Consider the following 3,348-nt stretch of genomic DNA (forward strand, 5'->3'; position numbering starts at 1 on the left):
CTGATCTTACCCATTCCGGATATGGATTGAGTAATACTGGGATCTCCTTTATATTTTACGTGGCCCATGCCTGAAATGGCTATATTCAGGCTCTTCTGCACAAATACATTTGCTTTACCGGTACCGGAAATACCAAGTTTCGCCTCATCGGTGGCCAGATCCAGCGCTGAAATATCTGCAGCACCGGAAATGCCATAGTCGGCCTTGTCTGTATTACCTTTCAGGGTAACGTTACTTGCCCCGGAAACGCCCACTTTCAGTTCATGGGTGCGGATATCCAGGTTGACATCGGCAGCGCCGCTGAAGTCCAGCCGCAGGCGGTCGCTGGTAAGTTTACCCTTACTGGTAAAACCACTGGCGCCACTGGCCGATAACTTATCTACTTTCTGCAAGGTGATATATACCCTGACTTCTTTTGTAGGCTGAATATTGTAGCCTTTCTTTGAATGAATGCTTAACTCGCCACGGGATATATCTGTTACGATATATGGCAGCAGGTTGTCTTCCGCCTCTACCCGGATGCTATGGGTATTTCCCTGTTCAATGATCACTTTGTAAACACCGGAAGTACTGATATCTGTAAAGGCAGATGCCTCCCGGGATTCCTGTTTCACATTTCCGTTTCCTTTTATCCTTTCGTTATTTTGGCTTGAAAAGGAAAGAAGCGCGGTGGCGGCCAGTAACAATGGCAAAGCAACCAGGCAATAAGCAGCAATTCGTTTCATAGTCAGTATTATTTTAAAAAGATTTAGAATGGCGTTCTGATCTGTTTAATAAGTATCGAGATTTACATCTGTATTTGTACCGCGTATTTTTATATAGGGAGATGATTCATTGCCTCCCCCTGCCAATGCAGTATAACGCAGGGTTGAATTTTTCTTGTTGGAAATCACATTCTTCAGCTCCAGCCCTCCGGTGCTCAGGTCACCGTACACCAGGTTCACCTCAATCGACAATGGCTGCCTGGGTCCGAACTTCACATTCAGGTCGGAATACGTGAGCTGGAAATCGGCCTGCTTAAAGCCTCCGCTTACCTTTTCTATCTTCACATTTCCATAGGTCATGTTCAGATCTGCCGCCTGCTGCAGCTCTTTTATTTTTACATCGGAATAAGTACCCCGGCCTGCAACAACACCTGCCACCTCCATTTTATAATCATCATAATTAGAAGAGATCTTCAGGCTGCCCACCCGGCTAAATCCATACTCACTGTAGTTGGAATTGGCATCGAGCGATTCCAGCTGCCCGCCACGGATATCAGAATAATTCCCTTTCACGGTAACCCTTCCTGCCTTCCCGATTTTCCCTTTATCACAATAATTTATTTTCAGAACAAGATCCTGTGCCTCACGGATATCAAAAGTGCAGTAATTCATTTCAAGGGTGGCCGGGAAACTGAATTTATCCGCAATCACATCTCCGAACTGGTTCTTCACTGCCAGGCTTTGCATATTTTGCGGGATATAAATGTCGTAATCAATGTTCACGTAGTCTTTTGAATCCATCTTACCTCCCCATGAAAACCAGCCGGAGCTGCTCTTCGACGGGTTATAGGAGGTATTCAGTAATACTAAATTGTTAAGCTGGCTCGCGTTCACTTCTACCATTTCTGCAACAGCTTTTGCCTGTTCATCATTCTTGCCGAAGCCGGTTACCGTAATAGTCGCTTTAATTTCACTTTTGTTCCACGCATGAAAAATAACCTTACCATATTTATTAGCGATGTTTAACGTGGCATTATCATTTACATTAAACTCCTTTACAATGGTTCTTTTGTAAGCCGTAGCTCCGTTGTGAGCCTGTGCCAGTAAAGGCAGCAGCAGAAATAACAAGCATTTAAATTTCAGCTTCATAGCGTTTTTTTGTATGACCGGGAGCTACGTGTTTCTCCTGTAACTCCTCCAAAATTTTATCCAACAGATCCAGTTTCAGCTGGTAATAGCGCACCATGGCAGCGCGGATTCTTTCATTGCCCGGGTTATTTTTCAATTCTTTTTCCAGTGCCTTATAAGTATCGTTGCGAAGCTCCAGTTCTTTACGGGCAGTACTATCCAGCCCCAGTGTTGAATCGGGATAAGCTTCAATCAGCTGCAATTTTTCGTTTATGCGCGACGTATAGTAAACACCCGCTTCCTGTATGTCAGGCGCTAATACAGCGAGGTCCTGCTGTGGCGGCGGCTGACGTTTTTGGGTAAAGTAAAAAAGAGCACCGGCATTGGCCAGCAATACCACTATCACGGCCGCTTTGAACCAGTTTTTCTGTAACAGTAAAATTACCTTTCCTTTACCACTGCCCGACAGCTCCTGCTCCAGTGCGGCCCAAACCCTCGGTGAAGGCCCCTGTTCCTCAAATTCGTCCCGGTGCTGGCGGATAAACCCTTCAAAATTGTCTGGCATTAACGAGTTACATTTTGCTGTTTTACAATTTGTCTTACCTTTTCCTTTGCACGCATATATTGCGTTTTGGCGGTAGATTCGGTAATACCCAGCATTTCTGCTATTTCCCGGTGTGAATACTCTTCAAAAAGATAGAGATTCAATACGGTGCGGTATCCCTGTGGCAGTCCATGAATGGCCGACTTCACTGCGGCAACGGTCCAGGTGAACTGGGCCTCATCAATGCCCTCTTCTGCCATCACTTCCACTTCTTCCACTTCTTCAAAATACACCTTCTTTTTACGCAGTGTATTCAAACAGTGGTTTACCACAATCCGCTTGATCCAGGCGCTGATGCTGGTTTCCTGTTCCAGCCTGTTAATGTTTTTATGCACCTGGATAAAAGCCTCCTGCAAAGTGTCTTCTGCATCACTCACGTTATTGGTCATACGCAGGCAAATGTTATACATCGCAGCCGAATAGGCTTCGTACAATTCACGAAATGCACGGACATCTCCTTTTTTGCAGCGTTCTACTACATTTGCTGCGAGTGGCGTCTGATTCAAGTTAGTGGCTGATGCTTTCATTATAAAGACGATAATTGTAAAAAAGGTTGCATGAAGCTGATGGGGAAATTTCCGGTTTAGTGTGACTTTATCCGTTTAATCAACAGCAAAACTTCGTTATCTTATTAATTATTAAGTATTTATAGAGAATGGATGAAAGTAGGGTCCCGGTAAAAATTTTTTCAAAATTATTGTAATGGCCTGTCCGTCTGCCTCAAATTTTACCAAACTGTCATTTCCTGTGATGAAACCGGCACATCTTTATCCGGTGAAAGTGGTAAGGAAAACGCAGCCCGGTAAAGGGCTACGTTTTTCCATCCTTATATACCTAAAAAACCATCTTCACACAGGCGAAGCTTAATTACCACCCTGTTTAATACGATTCTGTTCAGCTTCCAATCCGGTT

4 protein-coding genes are annotated in these 3,348 nt (G+C 44.4%); all 4 read right to left on the reverse strand.

What is annotated here, in order from left to right:
• A partial coding sequence (locus tag VN105_RS02290) for a head GIN domain-containing protein (RefSeq protein ID WP_325637518.1) occupies window positions 1–725 on the reverse strand: 725 nt, incomplete at its 3' end.
• A gap of 45 nt (window positions 726–770) precedes the next feature.
• Complete coding sequence (locus tag VN105_RS02295) at window positions 771–1,853, reverse strand: hypothetical protein (RefSeq protein ID WP_325637520.1); 1,083 nt, start codon at window positions 1,851–1,853, stop codon at window positions 771–773.
• Entirely contained in the window at window positions 1,837–2,397 is a 561-nt protein-coding gene (locus tag VN105_RS02300; RefSeq protein WP_325637522.1) for a hypothetical protein, read from the reverse strand. The genes VN105_RS02295 and VN105_RS02300 overlap by 17 nt, the downstream gene beginning before the upstream one ends.
• Window positions 2,397–2,942, reverse strand: coding sequence for a sigma-70 family RNA polymerase sigma factor (locus tag VN105_RS02305; protein ID WP_325637524.1), 546 nt, complete (start codon window positions 2,940–2,942; stop codon window positions 2,397–2,399). Before VN105_RS02305 ends, VN105_RS02300 begins: the two co-directional genes overlap by 1 nt.
• Between the last annotated feature and the right edge of the window lie 406 nt (window positions 2,943–3,348).

It is taken from the genome of Chitinophaga sp., from assembly GCF_035564935.1.
Lineage (GTDB): Bacteria > Bacteroidota > Bacteroidia > Chitinophagales > Chitinophagaceae > Chitinophaga.

Coding starts and splice junctions, on each gene's coding strand:
- VN105_RS02300 (WP_325637522.1), bottom strand. CDS start 2,397: ATGCCAGACAATTTTGAAGGGTTTATCCGCCAGCACCGGGACGAATTT.
- VN105_RS02295 (WP_325637520.1), bottom strand. CDS start 1,853: ATGAAGCTGAAATTTAAATGCTTGTTATTTCTGCTGCTGCCTTTACTG.